Source organism: Nocardia sp. NPDC004718 (assembly GCF_053601535.1).
Genome location: NZ_JBSGCA010000083.1, coordinates 1 through 19,362, shown reverse-complemented (window position 1 = coordinate 19,362; position 19,362 = coordinate 1). Strand labels below are relative to the sequence as shown.

The window sequence follows — 19,362 nt, the reverse complement described above, 5'->3', positions numbered from 1 at the left end:
CCGGGTACTTCTTCGGTGCTGCCACGAATGACTCCTCCCGGTCCTATTCGGACCACAGTCAGCGCCCTCCGAGAAAGCGAGGGAACCTCAACCACCTGGTGCTGCTGAAATAAGTCCCGGGCACAGTCGGATCCGAAGTGATTGTGGGCGACCGAGGACTGTCGTAACTTGCCCCGCCGGTTCGAAGGTGACCTGATTGCCGCCGGAGAACGGCGTGATTCGCGTCCCGCCGAAACTGGTGGCGCATGCGAGAAAGGCCGCACGCGCCTACTGCAATTCCGACGGGGTCAGGTGCGGACACTCGTGAGAGGACTGAATGGGCGAGCCACGGTCGCGCTTCTCACCCCTTGCCACTTCGGATGTCCGCCACACCGCGGATTGGATACTGCTTCAGCTCCTGCTCCCACCGGCCGATTCCCAAAGTAGTGAGCGTGGGCGACTTCACATTGAGGCGTTGAAATCGCCGCGGCACACAGATTTGGATGCGGTCACTCACGAACGGGTCGATGTCGTGGGCGATCGCAAGTCCGAAACCCTCGTCATATGGTTGCGCGAGCATCACGGCGACCTTACGCCGAAGTCATACGTCGACCTCAGCTGGACGAACTTGTCTGTGCCTGCCCCGAGATGACAAGACCGTTCCGGCGCGGCGGTGAGTTCACGTCGATTCTGGCCGAAGTAACGGCAGCGACCTGAACAGCTGGGTAAAATAGATCTGCGAAGCCGGGCTGATTGAACTCAACCCGTTCCTGCGCGGCTCGATCAAGACCATGATGCGGCGGCCGTTGGCCTGACCGCGGCCTATAGCAGCAGCTTGACCGAGGGCCGCGAACACGAAGACAAGCTGGTCCAGCCATAGATGGTTGGCCGGGCCAGTCTCGAGCTACCCCGACGCCGGATCCGGCTGGCATACTGTGTCGCCACAGGAAGTGAACCAGAGCCTTCATCGGGCACTCCCACCCTGCGCCTGTCGGTCTTCAAAGCTCAATCGGGGCGGTCGGTGGGAAGGTGACCGGCAATTCGGTCAGAGCCCTCTGGAAGGGACCCGGTCGCCAGGTGGGTACTCCGTTCGGCAGGTTCAATTCGATCTCCGGCAGCGCGTCCAGGAGTTGGTCGATGGCCTCTTGCGCAATCAGGTAAGCCAACGCACGCGCCGGGCAGGCATGCGGTCCGAGGCCCCAGGCCAAGTGGGAGCGATTGCCGGTCAAGTCGCCGGTACGGATCTCGGGATCGTTATTGCACGCGGCCATACTGATGACGACGGGCTGATGCGCAGGCAACCAGACGCCATCGATGAGGATCGGATGGCGAGGGTAGGTGATCAGCAGATTCGCCAGCGGCGGGTCGTTGAACAAGACCTCGTCGATCGCGTCGCGGGAGGACAGGTTCCCGCCGAGGATGCTGCCGCCGAAGCGCTCGTCGGTGAGAATTAGCAGCAGCGTGTTGGCGATCAGATTCAGCTGAAACTCGATCCCGGTACCGTAAACCTGGGAGATGTGTTGTGAGGCCTCATTATCGTCCAGCCGGGCTGGGTGTCGGAGCAGTGTTGAGGCCACGTCGCGTTGAGGTTTGATGCGTTTGAGGGCGACGAGACTCATCAGTGCCTGCCTGAGCATCTGATTGCCCTTCTCGGCGTCGACACCCTCGAGGATCGCAGCCGCGCCAGCAGTGATTCGTCCGCCGATCTCCGGAGGGCAGCCCAGCAGATAGTTCACCACCTCGAAGACCAGCGGGAATACATACTGGCGGATCAGTTCGGCACTCCCTTCTCGGCAGAAGGAGTTGATCAGCGGGATGACGAGCCCCCTCACCGTGTCGTGGAGGGCGTATAGATCGATTTCATCGATGGCCGCCGTAATTGCCCCTCTGTAGCGGGTGAAGTCAGTCCCGGAACTGCGACTGGCTGTGGGCCGCCACTCCAGCAAGGGAAGGATGGGGCAGTCAGCGGGGATGCCCTCCTGCCAGCCGCGTGGGTCGGCGGGAAAGCGTTCCGAGTCGTTGAGGATCCGCACTGCGGTGCTGTAGCCGATCACCAAGGTGGCCGGGACGCCCGGCGCCAACTCCACCGGCGCCAAAGATCCGTACCTGCTACGCATCGCGCGGTACGCACGGTGCGGATCCGCCGCGAATTCGGGCGAGTAGATCGGGACTCGCTGGTCATCGGAATCGGTCGGTGAATCGTGGAGGACGGGGCAAGTCCGAACCGGAGCCCGAGAAGGCGGCGTAGACAAGAAGTGAACTCCTAACTGACTTGTAGGTTCGCCAGCTGCCAGACCTCACCGAGCTGGTTATCGGGTGGTCTAGCCCGTACGGCACAGCGAACGCTAGTACACATGAGGAACGGTTCACAGAACGACTTTCACCCCTCACTCAACGAGGCTGAAAGCGTACCGATCACGGCAATCACCTGCTCGGCAGAACCCAGGTGGCAGCATCCCCTGTTCAGATCGGCTCGTTCGCTCGGGGTCGTTTCGGAGTTCGTCAGGGAGCCAGCCACTTAGATCGAAGGGTGGCCCACCCGAGCTCGGTACCCACTCAAGGGCGCAACTATAATTTTGTATTATCATTCAATGAGGATCCCGCTCGTGCAGCCGATGAGGGCATGAGCACCTGCACTGGCGATCACCCGTAAGTTCCATTGCGACTCGAGCAAAAATCTCAGTGGCGAATAAGAATCACTGGTGCGGGATCATCGCGAACCCGCGCGCTTGCAGCCAAATAGTGCGGTAAGCCCATCATGTAGGGAATACAACGACAAACATACCAACTCTCCGTCATCGACTGTCGAAAGCAAATGACCAGGCCGCGGGTCGGCCTAGACAGAAGTCGAATACCCTCCCAGCGTGCACACGAGACCAATCGTCGACTCCGATTAATGTATTTCCCGAGCGCGAACAGCCGCGTGATGTCCCCGCACTCCGCGGCCTCGTCGTGCCCATGGCTGTCCACGGGCACGACGACGTCCCGGCCGCTAGCTCACAATCCCTTGAAGTCAGCGCGCCGACCTTCGGTGAATGCATTGATCGCTTCACTGTGCGTCGCGCTGTGCATAGTGGCAATTTCGTAAGCCATTGAGGCATCGAGAATGGAGTGAGCAAGTTGCCGCAGACCGATGTTGGCTGAGACCTTACTCCATCGGATGGCGTCCTGTGGACCGTCCGCGAGCCTCCTTGCCATCGCGTCAACTGCCGAATCCAGCTCGTCCTTCGGCAATGCGTAGTTGACGAGACCCAGCTGCTCCGCGCGGGTTCCGCTTATACTATCACCGGTCATCAGGAACTCTTTCGCTCTGGTGTAACCAATCAGCTGCGGCCAGATCACAGCACCCCCGTCGCCAGCTACGACTCCAGCTGCCACATGTGGGTCACCGATCTTTGCATCATCTGCCATATAGACGATGTCGCAGAACAGAGCAAGAGTTGCGCCGAGCCCGAGCGCAGCGCCATTCACTTTAGCGATGATCGGCTTCTCCAGATCAAGCAGTGAGTATACAACACGCTTTGCCGTGACCCGCGATAGGTAATGACCAGGGGCACCGTACTCGTCAGCATGCGCTTTCATCGCGCGCAAATCGCCGCCAGCACAGAAGGCCTTGCCGGCACCGGTCAGCACCACAACGGCGGTCTCGTCATCCTTCGCAATATCGTAGAAGATGTCACCAAGCTCTTCATGAAGCGGGTGATCGATCGCATTGTACCGCTCTGGTCGGTTCAACGTTAGGGTGAGAACTGAGCCTTCGCGGGTGACTGCAATGCTCTGATACCTACTGAAGTCAACCTTTGCCATTTTATTACACCTGTTCTATTTCGCGTATCATGTTGGTTGCCCAGACTTTCGAATCCATTCTAGTGGGGCCTGGGAAACGGAAACTTCTTGACTAGAAATTCAAAGTCGAGGAGATCGATATTTCACCGAGCAACGGGGATATCACCGGAATTCCTGTCGGAGATCGCTCTTCACCACCTTTCCAGCCGCAGAGCGCGGGAGCTGTCGCTCAAGAAAATGCACCACCCTCGGCGCTTTGTACGGGGCGATACGGCTTCTTGTGTGGCCGATTAATTCGTCTTGCGCGGCGAGATGCCCCGGCAGCAATACAACAGCAGCGTGGACAACTTCACCCCAGTCGTCGTCGGGAACTCCGAACACGGCCGCCTCGTAAACCGCTGGGTGTTCATGAATCGCGGCTTCGACCTCGGCGGCGTATACGTTTTCGCCACCAGTTATGATCATGTCTTTGATTCTGTCCACCACGAACAGGTAGCCATCGCCATCGAAGTAACCTACATCTCCGGTACGATACCACTGGCCGTCCAAAAAAGCCGCAGCCGTCTCAGTCGGCCGATTAAGATAGCCTCGCATTATCGTTTCACCGCGCACGACTACTTCGCCGGCTTCACCACTATCGGCCATCGAGCCGTCGGCTCGAAGTATTCGGACCTCACACCCAACGACGGGGCGTCCAACCGAGGCCAACCGTCCAGCGGCGATCGGATCGTCTCCGGCGAGTCCCCGCCGGTGGTCACGATGATCGAGAAAGGTGGTGATTCCCGCTCCTTCGGTCATGCTATACACCTGGCCCCAGTCACAGCCGAACCGGGCCGCAGCGCGCTGTAAGAGCGCACGCGGCATCGGCGAACCTCCGTAAGCAATCGAGCGCAGTGAAGAGCAATCGGTTCCTGTGGGAAACGGCTCGGAGACAAGTCGATTGATCATCGTCGGCACCAAGGTGGCTCGAGTGACCCTTTCAGTTTTAACGATCTCGAGCCACCGCCGCGGCTCGAAGGCGTCGAGGATCACGTGCTTGCCGCCGACCCAGGTCAAGGCAAGGGTCGCCGCACCATCCGCAAGGTGAAACATGGGAGCAGCGTGTAGATACGCATCCTGGTCATCGAACCCCCAGCAGATCAGCGCGTTCTTGGCCGTGGAGATCAAATTCTGATGACTGAGCTGGACCCCCTTAGGACGCCCTGTAGTCCCGCCGGTGTAGAAGATGCCAGCGATCATGTCTCCACTGGCGACCGGCAGCGAGGACTCGGCCTCTCCCCCTGTCAGAGCTGCAAGATCAACAAAGCCGACGGGTGCCGAATGAACGCCCGCATAGATTAGGGTTGTCAGCGAATCAACTGCCGCCTGGAGCGAGCGAGCCAAGTCGACATGATCATCATCGACGATGAGCGCCCGAGTCCGAGAGTCGGCGAGGGTGAATTCCAACTCCGCCCGGGATAGCCTAGTGTTGAGTTCATTCATAACTCGCCCACTGCGCGGGACCGCAAGCCAAGCCACGATGTGGAGAGGATCGTTGTGCGCGAGAACCCCGACAACGTCACCAACGCCTAGTTTGAATCCGTCGAGTGCGGCGTCAAGGGCTAGCACTCGGCGACCAAGCTCACGGTAGGTCCAACGCATGCGTCCATCTGTGACAGCGATCCGATCGCCAAACATGCCCACCGCACGGTCGAGGACTTGGGAGATGGAGCTAGTCATGGTCAGTGGAAGTCTTCCGGCGTTGTGGTCACCCCGAATGGTTCTCCCCACAGACGCATGGCGCCGCCGACGACCTCTTCATAGCTCTCGCCAGAAATTTTCGCGACTTCTTCGACTTCGCCGAGGACACGTGGGGGGACGTCGTGGATGGGCACGCCAGTCAACTCAGCCCACTTCTGGGCAGCATTGCGGAATTTACGTGTAGTCAACGGTGTAGGTACTCCATTGAACGGGTCCTTCATCGCCTCCTCCAGTGTTACGAAAACGACTCCCTCCGCCGCAAGGGCAGCGAGAATATCGCTTATGGTGTCACCTCCGATCGCGGTCCCATGGATGAGAGCTACCAGCGCCGGTCTGCGCCCGAGTGCGGCCTCTGCCGCGGACGCCTGGTTACGGAGTTGTTGCACCGCCGTTGCTACCAAGGTGGATCGCAGATGACGTTGTGCTTCTACATCACCGAGCTTGAGTGCCCGGTGATAGGCCACCATGAACTGGGCGTCGTAGAACCAGTAGCTCACCGGCGCAGCGACATAGCCGCCTTTGGCGAGGTGCACCTGGATCTCATCGGTTTTCCTTGAAGTATCACCCCACATGTCGAAGGCGTACCGAAAGTACCGAGTGGGCGCACGGTCGATCCACTCACCGATCAACGCCTCGCTCTCGTCGATGTCCTTGATGTAAGCCTTCGGATCGACCCAATTCAGGCTGGCATGATGATGGGTGTGGTTTCCCACATGGTGACCCGCTGCGCACCAAGCATCGAATACATCCAGCAGACGCTTGTCCTGATCGATCGGAGCCGTGTTGCTGAACGCGTAAACGCCGGGGACATTGTGCGCTGCAAGGGCATCCACCATGGAGGACACTACCGTCCGCGGACTACGGCCGGCTGGGAAAGGCACTCCTGTCCACTGGAACAGGTCGTCAACGGTAACCGCTACTTTGAGGCCGGTCAGCGAATAGTTATCCATCGGTAGGTCCTTCTTGCCGAGTGCTCGGTCGCACTGTGATCTGGCTCTACAATCCATGCTTGTGTGGCGTAGGACAATGGCCTTGTCGGACACATGTCTATGTGCGTCGCTCACACTTCGGCACCAGCCGGCCTCACCTTGCACAGCGCCCTTGGCCCAGATGGCGTCCAAGGTGTACCATGCCTCATGGTCAATGCCGACCCTGCGGGAATATTTGTCGAGTGGCTCGCCGATTGCGGCGAGCGAGTTCTGCTGGAGATGGCTGGCGGGCTTTCCCGGCAGCTTCCAGATCTTGCAGTAGACGAGGACCTGCCCGCGTTGCGGAGTTCGGTGACATCCCATCTGGACACCATGAGCACTGAAATCGCGCACCCGCGGAGGCGCCTTAGGTTCCCGCTCCCGCCAGAAGCGCAGAACTTTGCTCGCCTAGCCGCAGTCCGTGGAACACCTCTCTCGACTTTACTGCGATCGTACGAGATCGGACACGCCGCCGTGTGGAAGAAATTCACCGCGTATCTTCGTGAAAATCTTCCCTCCTTAAGCTTGACGCAACATGCAGACGTGTTAGAAGTGACTTCTGTCAGACTGTTCGAGTACATACAGACAGCTACGTCAGAATCGGTTGCAATCTACAACCAGGCCAGCAGCCGGCGCGCGTTGGGCGAGACTATACGTAAAGCCGAGCTGGTGCGGAATGCCTTGCGCAATCCGGGAAATGAAGCTGAGATCGAGGAAGTGATCGGATACCGCTTCGCATCGACGCACGTGGGTTTCGTCGCCGCCACGAACGACGACGCTCGCGCTGATACACTCGAGGGATCGCTCGAAGCCATGATCCGGCCGAAGTGCTGGCAGCGCATCTACATCACCGCCGGACCTCGTACTGTATACGGATGGGTTTCTTCTAAATCCGCCGAACTCCACCGACGCTTGGCAGACCTTGCGCCGCCGGATTGGATGACCATCGCGGTCGGGTCCCCGGCATTCGGCGCCGACGGCTTTCGATCGACACACCGCCAAGCGCTTGAGGCACACCGGGTCGCCGAGCGCGCATCCGCCGAGGGGGTGACCCTCTTCGACGACGTTGCTGCAGCGGCTCTCGCCTCTCGGGACCTCGACCTTGCCCAGGACTTCGTCGAGCATGAACTCGGCGGCTTGTTAGGAAACGACACGCGCCTGATTACGACGCTGCAAGTCTTCATGCGTCAATCGGGAAGCGCTTCCAGCGCAGCACACCACCTGCATGTACACCCGAATACCGTCCGCCAGCGGCTCCAACGGATAGAGAGCATCCTCGGCAAACCGGTAGACCCTGGAAACGTGAATCTCAGACTCGCGGTGGAACTCGAACTATCCCAGGTCCGGACCCCGGCGATCTAATCATTCGCGGTGCGGTTCACCTAGCAAGCGACGCAGGGCGCCGATCTCTAGTTATTTCGGGGAGTAATGGGCAAGCTGTCCATCAACAGGGCGATCGGATGAGTCGCTGAGAACGCAGCAACGCCACCAGCAGCACCTACCGGACCCACCGCGATTATCACGCAGACGATGACCGGCCAGTTCTTTGTTCGTCCGCAGCGAATCCTCCTATAGCAGCGTCAGCACGCCGTATCGAGTTCGTCGAGCAGTATCGCCTGCACTCCCTCTATTCACGCCATACTCGCGGTTTGGACAGATATCCGAATTTACTCTCGGACATTACCGGGAAGTTTTCGTATTCAGTGTTGGCTTGCCGCCATGACCCTCTGCGGCGACGAGCGCGCTACGAGCGGGCCCATCCCACCCACAAGCCAGCGCCTCTGGGCGATCGCGGTCGTGGTAGCAGCGCGCTGATCTGGAGCACGTCATACGCGGTCACCAAGGTGACATTGACGCGGATCCCGCCGCTGGCGATCGGTGAGCTCCGGTTTCGGCGTCGCCGCACTCGTCATCCCCACGGTGCCCGTGCCCGCCGGGACCGATGGCCGCCAACGATGCCACAGCAGGTTGTTCATCGGACTGGCCAGCGGGATGCGGCGGAGAACCTCCGTGTCGACCTGGCGAGGGCCTCGGACGCGACACTGATCGTCGCCGTCTACCCGATCATCACCCTCGCCCTCGAGCTGATTCCTGGGGCAAGCCACGCTGTCGGTGGTATGGCTGGCGGGAATGATCTTCGTCGGCGGCGGGTTCTGGTTGGTCGTGCGGGGCGCGGTTGGTGACGACCTCGGGAACCGGGGGTATAAGGTGCGCTGCTGGCTCTCGGCGGGCTTATTCGGGCCGGGTACCAGCTGCTGGTGCAGCGCAACACCTCCGGCGCCTCATCGATGGTAGTGACATACCATCAGACGCTGGCCGGGGCATTTAGACTCCTGGCGACGTCGCTGTTGGATACGTACCGCTGGGCATGGCCCGCGCCAGCGGAGCTGGACCGCGTGCGGTTCTTGGGCGGGCCCTGCTCAGTAGCCGTGTTAGGGCGTGATAACTACCGACTGCGCTGGCTGCTACCCCGCGCGGCGGTCAACCTACTCGACATCGTTCCTGGTGGCGGGCGTGGCCTGGGGTGGCATTGCTGGCCGAGCAGTGCATTGGCGCATAACAGATCATCGGCGGCGCGGTCGTTGTCACCGGCGTTCCGGCCATCCTGTATTGGCGAACGGCCACCGGCCCGGGGAAATACCGGGCACGGCAAGATCGAACACAGAAAAGGATTGCGTATGACAAGCCAGCCAGAGTTCAAGTGCGCGATCGTGATCAGCGACGAGCTGCCCACGGGACTCGCGGTCAACGCCGCCAGCGTGCTCTCGCTGACAATGGGCCACCGCATCGAGGGACTCGTCGGCGCGGATGTCAAAGACGCCGACGGCGTTATCCACCCCGGCGTCATCTATACACCGCTGCCGATCCTCGTGGCGCCCCCCGATCGGGTCGGTGCCATCGTGCAGACTGCGGCCACCCGGGACGACCTGTTCTTCGTAAGTTTCAGCTCCCTGGCTCAGGGCTGCAAGACTTACGAGGAATACATCGACAAGATGGAGTCCACCCCCACCGCAGACCTCGCCAGTGTCGGTGTCGGACTGTACGGCCCACGCAAACAGATCACCAAGCTCGTCGGCTCACTGCCCTTGCTCCGCTGACCCGCCTCCGTGCAGGGCAGGATTCCGGTGCACCGCAGCGAAAGGGCTCTGGGTGGCGCTAGTCTGCAGCGTTACCGGATCACCGCTCCCGTCGCCAGGAGCACCTCGATAACGTCGTCGACGCTACGGCATCGACGACGGCCTCGACGTCTGCACATGGTGATCGCTGCGAAGCCCGCTTGGAGTGCTCTGGCTATCCCAGCACGGCTTCGACCCGACACCACGGTGCGAGATCGACCTGCTCGAACCCCAGCCGATGCATGACCGACGAGACATCCAGTCAATCCAAACTGCCACAGCCGAACGTCTATACCGTCCGACGGTCGAAGACCACGACTGGTGCTACACGTTCGGGCGAGCAAGGAGAGAGGGGTGACTGAGGAGGTGATGTGGTGAGCGGGATCGGTAGGATGTTGCATGCGTTGCGTGAGAGGTTGAGGACCGTTCACGTCCCGGAAATTGCGACGTCGGCGGCGCATCCGTCTTCCAGTAGCGCGGAGGCGCTGCGGGCTGCGGGGCGGGCGAAGACCACGGTGGATGAGTCCCTCGCGGAAACGGTGCGACACAGCCTCGACTCGGGTGGCGGCAGTGGTGTCGGGGTCGATCCGGGGTGTGGGGTGGGTTGGCGGTCGAGGGATTTCGTGGTGACCAGTCCTGATGGCCAGCGGTTGCAGTGCCGTGTCGAGGGCCCGCGGGACGGGACGCCGATAATCCAGCTGCACGGAACGCCGGGTTCCCGCGTGGATACCGCCCCACCAGAGTTGCTCGATCGGCTGGGGATAAGACTGATCACCTACGACCGTCCCGGTTACGGCGGATCGGCGCCGCCGCGGGAGGGCATGACGATCGCCGACGGCGCCGGGCATGTCGCCGCGATCGCCGATCACCTCGGCATCGACACCTTCGCCGTCGTCGGCCGATCCGGTGGAACTCCATATGCCGCAGCCGCGGCGGCGCTGCTACCGGACCGCGTCACCAAAGCCGCGCTGCTGGTCCCCACCGCCTCCCCCGCCCTGATGAAAGACAAGCTGCACGAAGGCAAAACCCAGCAGCGCGGCCTGGATAGACCGATCGAACAGGTCAGCGCCGAACGGTCGGCGGCTCTGGCAGCCGATCCCACCGACCCGATGACAATCATCGGCATACCCTTCGACCGGCTCGGCCCCGGCGATCAAGCCATCGTGGGCAAACACGCGCAGCATCTATGCACCATGTACGCCGAGGGACTCAGAAGCGGCTCGACAGGCTGGAACGGCGACAGCCACCGGAAAAAACTGCCCTGGGGCTTCGACTTCGGCGATATCGAATGCCCGACCATGGTCTGGACCGGCAGCCAGGATGGATTCACCCCTCCCGCACACGCGCAACACATCGCCGCCCGACTGCCCTCCGGCCGACTGTATACCGTGACGCAGGTAGGCCACTTCGGCGCCATGGAAATCAAACCCGGCACCTACGCATGGCTATCCGGACACGAAAACCTCACCCACTTCCCCACCGACCTCCCCCCCGGCCACCAGCCCATAACCCCCATCCCCACCACACTCGACCAATGGACAACCCTCACTGACACATGACCCAGGGCAAGCGTCCCACCATGCCTACTTTCCGAGCACCCTGAACGGTCCATAGTGTGGCGATGGCTGCGATTCTCAAAACGGCTCGATCAGCGCTCGTGAGCCACATCATCCGGCGGAGCCAACGCCGCAGTTCGCCCCTCCGTAGCCGGATACACCTCCCACGCCGGAAATAACCTACCTGACCTGTCGAATACCTCTTCCACAGCGATGAAAGGGCTTCGATCCCATAGAATTTGCGATCCGGTAGAGAAGTAAACATCACGAGTAAAACCCTCGTTGTGCAAGGTGTCCGAGAAGCGATAGGCTACGGTCTCGTCCGGACTTCCAGCCTTACCACATAGCATAACGACGCTACGATCATGTTCCGCGTTCGCCAATGCACGCAGGGCAGGCTCGTGTGCGACCAGTTTAGCGAACTGCTCCGGCTCCAGTTGTAACGTAGTACCACCGCGATCGAGACGGATGTCATGCGGATCGAACGTCGGGACTTCCGCCTTCACATTGAATACCGGCCGCGTGGCGTCCAACTCCGCATGTACATAGATGGCAGTGCCATCAATCCATGGTAAGGCATCTGGGCTGTGGTGTTCTGCCCTATGATCATTGATGAACCGAAACTTCACGAATGGTCCCATCTCGTTCGGAATCGTAATTCGATCCATGAAGTCCGCGGTTATATCGGAGGATGGATAGGCCATCCCGGCGACGGATCCAGAAGGACTCCGAAGGCTCACTTTACCGAAATCTCCAGACCAGCAACTGAGCTTCCTACCGTTCAGATCAGTGCCGTGCAGCAGTACGCCCCGAATTGGGCGAACAGCCTCCGCTGGGAGCTCAAAGTCGGTCATTGGGGCGGAGTGGTCGTATAACTTTTGGAGGTCGTGATCGTTTAGAGAGAATTCATCCATGCTACGCCGGATTTCGATTACCGTTCTTTTCCGGTACTGGTGCGCCCACCAATGTGCCGTTTGGCCAGTAGCATCCGTCATCCGCCGCCCAAGTACCATGCCAACCTTAGCGAGTGCACCGTAGCGCATTTTCACTCCTTCCGCGGTAGCAAGCACTGCAATATAACGGCATCGGCAGCATCAACTTGTATCCCGACACTAAATCATCCCTACCATCGGCAACCTTGATTGGGCGGTATCTGCCCGGCCCAGCATCTCGACCGCAGAATCGACGAGAATGCGTACAGCTGATTTCTCGACACCGCTACTGCACAACGCATCCGCCGTCTCACTGCAACGAAACCAGGCCAATCGTCAGTCGATCTACGACAAGCCTTCGGACGACTGCCTGCAGCCAGTGGAGCAGTCGCCGATCGCAAAGCTGTGCGACTTGAACTGGATTATCAATTGGAGCTTCATCTGAAGTATATCTCGGGCAACTGCGACGGACACACCGGAGGAACAGTCGGCCCCAGTTCTCTTTCCTCTTTGAGAGCAACCCTTCCGGTTAAATTTAATCAAGACAATCGAGACTTCGTATGGCTTCCTGAGCGGGAGGAACGAACGACCTATCTACCAGCTGGGATGTCAGCGACAACTCCAGCGACCCGCCGAAGGAGCTGTCCGCCCGCAATCGAAAGTCTTTTGCTGGTGTTATAAATGATACTGCAATCGTGAACGGAGAGCTTTGAACGATGTCGGCATGCCGATGCAACGTAGAAGTGGCATTAATAGACATCCTCGCACTAGGACAGGTCCGGGACTGGCGGCAATCAGTATGCGCTGGATAGTGCAGATAAAAGCCCCCGCTGGCGCAAGATACGGTCTGCTCACAGCGATCGATTCGGCACAGGGATTGATTCAGAAGTCGGTGGATCTACTACCGGATGACTCACCTTCACAGGCTTTAGACCTGGCGCCATCACACAAAGACAATTTTGCTATCGGCGACGAAAGCAAGTCGGTCATGGCGGAGAGCTACACCAGTCACCTGCGAGAACTTGCCAACATGAAGGACTATATTCGTAAGCGTGATTACAGCGCTGACGTTTCCACCGAAAACACACACAGAATTTCGAGTGGTACACGGAGGGCAGTCATTCAGCATGTCGAGGATTTACAATCCACGCTCGACGGAGCTCCGGGGCCAGATCCGGGTGAGCGATATATTGCACCTGACGTCGAAGCGGCGCTGACCTCTGCAGTGTTGAAAACGGTAGATGACGTACACAATGAGATAGCAAGCGCAACAGGTCACGTACAGACGTATGCGAACGACATCGACGCCTCCACCGCAAAGCCCAATAGTGAAGCGGCATCGGCAGGCCGCAGCCCCATGCAGTCTAGCTACTCAACCAGGCCGAGTTCGGCACCCTTCGCGGCGACCACCGACTATACCCGCTATCAAGGCAGCACCTCGATAGACGCCGCCATTGATAACGCGCTCGACGCGCTCGGTATTACCGATCCAACTGCCCGCGAGTATTGGAAGCGCGGCTACCGGGTGCTAATCAGCCGAGAATCTGGCGGGAACCCAAACGCCGTCAACAACTGGGACAGCAACGCCGCCGCCGGAAGCGCATCCAGGGGGCTCACACAGACCATCCCCGGAACCTTCCAGGCATATCATGTGGCCGGAACATCTGACAACATTCACGACCCAGTCGCCAATGTCGCTGCTAGCATGAACTATGTCATGAAACGATACAACGTCTCCCCGGACGGGCATGACCTGCAAGCGAAAGTCCAACAGGCTGATCCGAATCGTTCGCCGAAAGGTTACTAGATTTTACATTGCGCGCCTGAATTGGATCGGCGCGCTGGCGAAAGAATGAGGCCAGACTCTGTCGGCTGTAGCATTCACATTCTGTGCCGCTCCAGCGTTAATTTTGGCCTCGCGCCCAGCGAGGACCGATGACACGCCGAGCATCTGGTCGTGCGTCGCATTGCTGCCCGACTCCACGGCGACAACGTCTACACCTATCAAGCTCCGTGTATCCCATGCGCGAATGGTGGCGATCTCCTCTTTACTTTGACGCGATGACTGGGCTTGATCCAGCCCACGGCGGCAATCCGCCGCGCCGAGTGGCGTGGCTGATGTCGGTGCGCTGCCGCATCTTAGAGCGTGTCTCATGCGGCGATGGGATTGAGGCGCGTGGGAGGCATTTGCGTTCTTCGGTGGTGTGCCTGCTCGGTTGGCGCCGGACAATCTTCGCACCGGGGTGGCCCGTCCGGATCTGTGTGACCCGAAGATCAACCGGTCCTACGCCAGTTTTGCGCAGCATTGCGGGACGTTAGTGGATCCGGCCGGGCGCGGCAAACCGAAGGACAAGCCGCGGGTGGGACGGCCGATGCCGTATGTGCGTGACTCGTTCTGGCCGGGCTGGGAATGACCGTCGCTGGCCCAGATGCAGGACGCCGCGGTTGCCTGGTGCCGGGCGGCGGTCATGCCGGCCACTCGGCGGCACATCACCACTGTCGGTGCTCGAAGCGGTCGAGTCCGAGACGCTGATTGCGTTGCCGCGCAGCGACTTCATCCTCGCCGACTGGTCGACGGGCACTGTCGGCCCGGATATCCCTGTCAAGGTCGGCAAGGCGTTGTTTTCGGTGCCGTGGCGGCATATGTCAGAGTTGCGGCAGAACAGCCTCCGAACCCGCAACCCGATCACGACCTCGCGGCCGGTCATCGAGGTGTCCGACAACCGCCGTTGGTAACGGCTGTGAACCCGGCCGGACAGCGTCCCGCAGCCGGGACACCCGAGGATCCTAGCCGGTAACGGCATCGATCCGCACCGTCGAACCCGCCGTGCGGATCGTCTCGATCCGCAACCCATCCAGATGCGGCAACAGGACCCTCGCCGGTCCGAGATCAGAACACCCGCGACATGATGAGAACCATCACACTGAGACACCCGAGGCGGGCGTATTCAATTATTCTATGTGCTAAATGTCCCTACCGCTGCCGCAAGAAGAGATACTCCTAAAGCCGCAGCAATCCTGACCACCGCGTCATCGATTCTTGAATTACACAGAGCCACCGCAGCAATTCCGATCAATCCCACGGCCACGGTGGCCAATAGGGGTGGAATCGCCAACCTCGCGATCAATCCTGCGCCCACGCAGATTTCCGCCGGACCTGTCGCCCAATAAGCCCATTGCGGGAAGAAAAGTTGCTTCGCGTCTCTTCTCACTACTGCTATAGCTGAAACTGTCGCCGTTCCTGCGCACACTATAACGGCCCCCAATAGCATGATTGTCAGAACCACCATCCCCATCAACTTTCAGCTAATTCTCAAGCCGAATGCATCGACACGCAGCTGACGCGTCCTACATCCACCGTTGTCGCCACATACCGTATCTCGAAGACCAGCTTCTCACGCATGAAATAGTGAACAGATTTTTCAGATTTATGTGATTCAAATCTCACCGACCTGGATCTAGTACCTGAAAATGATAAGATTTGATAGAAGGTATTCAACTAATAGCTAGATGACACCGCGAGCGGACGGAACGCCAGGTCCGGCGCGGATGGAAGACCGCCTGGTGTTGCACGCAGGATGAGACGATTCGCCGGATCATCGGTCATCGCCTTCGGTCGGTTTCTCCCGGTTAGCGATGTCCCGTCTGTCAGCTATCTTCAACCGGATCATCAGACCGCGCCTCATCGCCGGAGCAGAACCGATAGCGAAACCTCTTGCCGGGCACAGGAGGGGACTGCGCACGGGGTCCGCGGTGTGGTGTCGCACGAGACCGCGGCAGATCAAGACCTCGCGGAGGGTATCCGGTTGAGGGGTACCTCGTTGGATGGCGCCCCGTGACGTTCCACTCCAGCCAGGTGAAACACTAACCACTCATCGATGGCGAGGGGACCGTATTCGGAACGCGGCTGTCGGACCTCCCGGCAGGTGACGGGGGTTCGGCTGCGTTCGGCAGAGTGGTGTAGCAGCTCGCTGATCGAGCAGTGAGTGTCGAACCCCGGACATGAGGGTGGTCATCGCGTGATCCTTCAACAGACCTACCAAAGTCACTGAAGGAAGAAAGTCCCACGCGATGACCGATATTCAACGTATCGACCCGAGCGCCGTGTTGTCCGAGCAACTGGCTTCGGCCAGCCCCGATCTGCTGCGCGGCCTGCTGTCCACGTTCATCCAGACCCTGATGGGCGCCGAGGCCGACGCGGTCTGCGGCGCCGGCTACGGCGAACGCAGCGACGAGCGGGCCAACCACCGCAACGGCTACCGCCACCGCGACTTCGACACCCGTGTCGGCACGATCGATGTCGCGATCCCGAAACTCCGTTTCGGCAGCTTATTTCCCGGACTGGCTGCTCGAGCGCCGCAAACGCGCCGAACGCGCCCTGACCTCGGTGGTGGCGACCTGCTATCTGCTCGGAGTCTCGACCCGACGGACGGAGAAATTCGTCGCATCCCTCGGCATCACAACACTTTCCAAGTCTCAGGTGTCGATGATGGCCCGCGACCTGGATTCCCAGGTCGAAGCCTTCCGGACCCGCCCCCTGGATCAAGGGCCTTACACGTTCGTCGCTGCCGACGCGCTGGTGTTGAAGGTCCGCGAGAACGGGCGCGTGGTCAACGTCACGCTCTGATCGCCACCGGCGTCAACAACGATGGATACCGGGAAATCCCTGGGCTGCAGGTGACTTCAGGTGAGGATGGCGCGGGCTGGCTGGCGTTCTTCCGCGACCTGGTCGCCCGCGGACTTCCCGGGGTAGCACTCGTCACCTCCGATGCCCACGCCGGTCTGGTCGCCGCGATCGGCGCGACCCTGCCCGGGGCCGCCTGGCAGCGCTGCCGCACCCATTACACGGTCAACCTGATGAGCATCTGCCCGAAATCCTCATAGCCATGGGTCCGCACCCTGCTGCATTCGGTGTTCGATCAAGCAGATCCAGGATCTGTTGCTGCACAATATGATCAGATGCTCGATGCGCTCGCCGAGAAACTGCCGCGGGTCGCCGACCACCTCGACGCCGGCCGGGCGGATCTGCTGGCGTTCAGCCGGGTTTCCCAAACAGATCTGGCGACAGATCTGGTCGAACAATCCCCAGGAACGGTTGAACAAAGAGATCCGCCGCCGCACCGACGTCGTCGGCATCTTCCCCGACCGCGGCTCGATCATCCGCCTCGTCGGCACGGTCCTGGCCGAACAACACGACGAATGGATCGAAGGCCGCCGCAACCTCGGCCTGGACGTCCTTGCCCGCTCACGCGGAATCGCACCCACGGACGAACAGGAGGACACCACACCCGAAGAACTCACGGCCTGACCGACATTTCGGATCACGCGGTGACCACCCGACTTACACCACGCTCGGGGACTTGACCACGGGTTCCCCAGCGACGCGGAAGCGATCACGGCGTGGGCACGCGGAGAAAGACACAGCGACCGGGAACTGTTCCCACGCTATGTCCCTCCCAACGACGGACACGGGCACCAACAAGTATTCGGCGCACCGCAGAAGGCGGCGTGGGCCGACGCGGTCGCGGAGTCGGGACGACCGCCAGCCGTCTCCTTCGCGCACGATGTGGGAGAAGGCGACGGCTTCGCGGTCGACGTCAACACCGGTACCGTCGAGCAGCCGGTGTGGGCGACCGTGGCACTCGACGGAGAATCACACGGGCGGCTGCTCGCGTCCATTCACTACTTCGCACGCGCTGCGCAACAAGCCCCGGCGACGCTGCTGGTCTCCTGTAAAACAGCGATGCCCGGGGCATCGGCGGCACGCGAGGCCGCGGACTACCTGCACGGCAGCAGAACTGTCCGGGGTGACATCCATGCACCAACCGATCTGGTAGCCCCAGTTGGGCGGGAACCCGGGACGATGACCGACCTCGGGGTCATCGCAAACTACGATTCGAACGGAAATCCATTGCCACTGTTTGCCACCTTTCCCGCACCCGAGAACCGGCCCACCCCATGGCTCGGCGATGCCCAATGAGTTCGGGGAGACGAGCGATGCAACCGAGACTTTTGACCATTCGGGGACAAGACTGGCTCGTCCGGAAACTCGGCCCATTCGAGCCGAACCCCCGCTACCGCCCGCTCCACAGTTCGACACCGACCGACCCGATCGACACGCTAGCGCGGCTCACCGCCGCAGGTGAAGACCACCGTGCCGACATCATCCGAATCCTCCGCGACACCGTCGTCCAGATCGGATGCGACCAAGACAACGAGCCAGTCGTCGTCTCACCGGAACCGGAGTGCCGTGCGTACTCGTCGTGACTGCTGAGATACAACTCGCGAGAGAAGGCGGTGCGGTCCTTCACCGCGCACGCGGACGAGTTCCCATGGGCCTGGAGTTCGCGGATGGCCGACGAATGGCTCGGCGACCTGCGGGCGCTGTGCAATCTGAAGCGATCGACGCTGCGCAACTACCAGAACTCGATCAGCCTGTTCTGCGCCTACCTGGTCGATCCCGCCTACCAGTGGGCGGCCGAGTGTGAACAGCGGTTCGGAACGCACCCGGTGCAGGTGATCCACGAATGGAACACTGCCGTGCACCTCCAAGAGGCCGAACGCCGGGAAGCGGGCTTTCACCCGAGACGAGTTGCAGGCGTTCTTCGACCACGCCGACGCCCAGATCGACGAGGTTCGCGGCCGCGGCCGTAAGGGCTGGTTGCCGGCGTTCCGGGACGCGGTGCTGTTCAAGACCGCCTACGCGTTCGGGTTGCGCCGCAACAAAACCCGCATGCTTGACGCGGTCGACTTCGGCCGCAACCCCGAGGGCGCGGAGTTCGGCGACTACGGCGTTGTCTACGTCCGCTATGGCAAGGCCAAGAAGGGCTCCCCACCGAAGCGGCGCAGCGTGCTGACGGTCTGGCCGTGGTCGGCCGAGATCCTCGAGCAGTGGACCGAGGAGGTCCGGCCGTTGCTGCCGACCGCCACTCAAGGCGCGTGCTGGCAGTTCGAACGCAGCGCCCGGATCGGATTCACCTAGATGAACACCCGTTTCGCGGCCTACCGAGACGCGGTCGGCCTCGATGCCGCACTCGATTTCCACTTGCTGCGCCGCTCCTACGTCACCCACCTGATCGAGGACGGCTGGGATCCGCGGTTCGTCCAAGAGCAGGTCGGCCATGAGCATGCGTCCACGACCTCGCTCTACACCTGCGTGTCGTCGGACTTCCGTACCCGGACCCTGCGCTTGGCTATGTCAACGTGAAGTGGCCCCGGTGTGACGGGTTGAGTTGGCCCCGGGCTGCGTTTCAGGAAGATGGAGACATTTCTGGCTGGGAACGGT

At 60.7% G+C, this 19,362-nt stretch carries 14 protein-coding genes and 3 pseudogenes; 10 read left to right on the top strand and 7 right to left on the bottom strand.

Annotated elements, in window-relative coordinates; genetic code table 11:
- Positions 1-340 precede the first annotated feature (340 nt).
- From ACWEH3_RS33905 to ACWEH3_RS33885, 5 genes are all read right to left on the bottom strand, one after another.
- On the bottom strand, positions 341-559 hold the full coding sequence (locus ACWEH3_RS33905) for a hypothetical protein (RefSeq protein ID WP_450026265.1): 219 nt from the start codon (positions 557-559) through the stop codon (positions 341-343).
- A 418-nt stretch (positions 560-977) separates the two neighbouring features.
- On the bottom strand, positions 978-2,231 hold the full coding sequence (locus tag ACWEH3_RS33900) for a cytochrome P450 (protein ID WP_450026267.1): 1,254 nt from the start codon (positions 2,229-2,231) through the stop codon (positions 978-980).
- 745 nt (positions 2,232-2,976) lie between these two features.
- Positions 2,977-3,786, bottom strand: a complete 810-nt coding sequence (locus ACWEH3_RS33895) for an enoyl-CoA hydratase/isomerase family protein (RefSeq protein ID WP_450026269.1) — start codon at positions 3,784-3,786, stop codon at positions 2,977-2,979.
- Positions 3,787-3,927: 141 nt separating this feature from the next.
- Positions 3,928-5,484 (bottom strand): class I adenylate-forming enzyme family protein, encoded by a 1,557-nt coding sequence (locus tag ACWEH3_RS33890; RefSeq protein WP_450026271.1) that lies wholly within the window; start codon positions 5,482-5,484, stop codon positions 3,928-3,930.
- 2 nt (positions 5,485-5,486) lie between these two features.
- Positions 5,487-6,455: a polysaccharide deacetylase family protein gene (locus ACWEH3_RS33885; protein ID WP_450026273.1), complete on the bottom strand. Its 969-nt coding sequence runs from the start codon at positions 6,453-6,455 to the stop codon at positions 5,487-5,489.
- 186 nt (positions 6,456-6,641) lie between these two features.
- Between ACWEH3_RS33885 and ACWEH3_RS33880 the strand changes: the two genes are divergently transcribed.
- The 3 genes from ACWEH3_RS33880 to ACWEH3_RS33870 all read left to right on the top strand — a co-directional run bounded on the left by ACWEH3_RS33880 (position 6,642) and on the right by ACWEH3_RS33870 (position 11,148).
- Complete coding sequence (locus ACWEH3_RS33880) at positions 6,642-7,835, top strand: PucR family transcriptional regulator (RefSeq protein ID WP_450026275.1); 1,194 nt, start codon at positions 6,642-6,644, stop codon at positions 7,833-7,835.
- Positions 7,836-9,151: 1,316 nt separating this feature from the next.
- Positions 9,152-9,571, top strand: a complete 420-nt coding sequence (locus ACWEH3_RS33875; RefSeq protein WP_450026277.1) for a DUF2000 domain-containing protein — start codon at positions 9,152-9,154, stop codon at positions 9,569-9,571.
- Between the two features lie 410 nt (positions 9,572-9,981).
- The gene (locus tag ACWEH3_RS33870) at positions 9,982-11,148 is read left to right on the top strand and encodes an alpha/beta fold hydrolase (RefSeq protein WP_452358472.1); all 1,167 of its coding nucleotides are present in this window, start codon (positions 9,982-9,984) and stop codon (positions 11,146-11,148) included.
- An 89-nt stretch (positions 11,149-11,237) separates the two neighbouring features.
- Here ACWEH3_RS33870 and ACWEH3_RS33865 read toward each other — a convergent pair whose 3' ends face one another.
- A complete protein-coding gene (locus ACWEH3_RS33865; RefSeq protein WP_450026449.1) occupies positions 11,238-12,188 on the bottom strand; it encodes a hypothetical protein in 951 nt (316 codons plus the stop codon).
- 148 nt (positions 12,189-12,336) lie between these two features.
- On the opposite strand from ACWEH3_RS33865, the gene ACWEH3_RS33860 reads away from it, so the two are divergent.
- From ACWEH3_RS33860 to ACWEH3_RS33850, 3 genes and pseudogenes are all read left to right on the top strand, one after another.
- Positions 12,337-12,522, top strand: a complete 186-nt coding sequence (locus tag ACWEH3_RS33860; RefSeq protein ID WP_450026447.1) for a hypothetical protein — start codon at positions 12,337-12,339, stop codon at positions 12,520-12,522.
- A gap of 366 nt (positions 12,523-12,888) precedes the next feature.
- Positions 12,889-13,884, top strand: a complete 996-nt coding sequence (locus ACWEH3_RS33855; protein ID WP_450026445.1) for a transglycosylase SLT domain-containing protein — start codon at positions 12,889-12,891, stop codon at positions 13,882-13,884.
- Between the two features lie 376 nt (positions 13,885-14,260).
- Positions 14,261-14,717, top strand: a pseudogene (locus ACWEH3_RS33850) (IS21 family transposase); the annotation flags it as partial.
- 71 nt (positions 14,718-14,788) lie between these two features.
- Here ACWEH3_RS33850 and ACWEH3_RS33845 read toward each other — a convergent pair.
- A pseudogene (locus tag ACWEH3_RS33845) lies at positions 14,789-14,881 on the bottom strand (hypothetical protein); the annotation flags it as partial.
- Positions 14,882-16,148: 1,267 nt separating this feature from the next.
- On the opposite strand from ACWEH3_RS33845, the pseudogene ACWEH3_RS33840 reads away from it, so the two are divergent.
- The 4 genes and pseudogenes from ACWEH3_RS33840 (at position 16,149) to ACWEH3_RS33825 (ending at position 19,284) form a co-directional block, all read left to right on the top strand.
- Positions 16,149-17,385: pseudogene (locus ACWEH3_RS33840) on the top strand (IS256 family transposase).
- Between the two features lie 258 nt (positions 17,386-17,643).
- Complete coding sequence (locus tag ACWEH3_RS33835; protein WP_450026443.1) at positions 17,644-18,057, top strand: hypothetical protein; 414 nt, start codon at positions 17,644-17,646, stop codon at positions 18,055-18,057.
- A 612-nt stretch (positions 18,058-18,669) separates the two neighbouring features.
- Positions 18,670-19,059, top strand: a complete 390-nt coding sequence (locus tag ACWEH3_RS33830; RefSeq protein ID WP_450026439.1) for a hypothetical protein — start codon at positions 18,670-18,672, stop codon at positions 19,057-19,059.
- Positions 19,060-19,284, top strand: coding sequence for a tyrosine-type recombinase/integrase (locus ACWEH3_RS33825; RefSeq protein ID WP_450026437.1), 225 nt, complete (start codon positions 19,060-19,062; stop codon positions 19,282-19,284).
- Positions 19,285-19,362 lie beyond the last annotated feature (78 nt).

What these genes read in the sequence shown, in the direction of transcription:
- ACWEH3_RS33890 (WP_450026271.1), bottom strand. Translation starts at nt 5,484, where the DNA reads ATGACTAGCTCCATCTCCCAAGTCCTCGACCGTGCGGTGGGCATGTTT.
- ACWEH3_RS33865 (WP_450026449.1), bottom strand. Translation starts at nt 12,188, where the DNA reads ATGCGCTACGGTGCACTCGCTAAGGTTGGCATGGTACTTGGGCGGCGG.
- ACWEH3_RS33875 (WP_450026277.1), top strand. Translation starts at nt 9,152, where the DNA reads ATGACAAGCCAGCCAGAGTTCAAGTGCGCGATCGTGATCAGCGACGAG.
- ACWEH3_RS33870 (WP_452358472.1), top strand. Translation starts at nt 9,982, where the DNA reads ATGTTGCATGCGTTGCGTGAGAGGTTGAGGACCGTTCACGTCCCGGAA.
- ACWEH3_RS33905 (WP_450026265.1), bottom strand. Translation starts at nt 559, where the DNA reads ATGCTCGCGCAACCATATGACGAGGGTTTCGGACTTGCGATCGCCCAC.
- ACWEH3_RS33860 (WP_450026447.1), top strand. Translation starts at nt 12,337, where the DNA reads ATGCGTACAGCTGATTTCTCGACACCGCTACTGCACAACGCATCCGCC.
- ACWEH3_RS33895 (WP_450026269.1), bottom strand. Translation starts at nt 3,786, where the DNA reads ATGGCAAAGGTTGACTTCAGTAGGTATCAGAGCATTGCAGTCACCCGC.
- ACWEH3_RS33825 (WP_450026437.1), top strand. Translation starts at nt 19,060, where the DNA reads ATGAACACCCGTTTCGCGGCCTACCGAGACGCGGTCGGCCTCGATGCC.
- ACWEH3_RS33880 (WP_450026275.1), top strand. Translation starts at nt 6,642, where the DNA reads ATGGTCAATGCCGACCCTGCGGGAATATTTGTCGAGTGGCTCGCCGAT.
- ACWEH3_RS33885 (WP_450026273.1), bottom strand. Translation starts at nt 6,455, where the DNA reads ATGGATAACTATTCGCTGACCGGCCTCAAAGTAGCGGTTACCGTTGAC.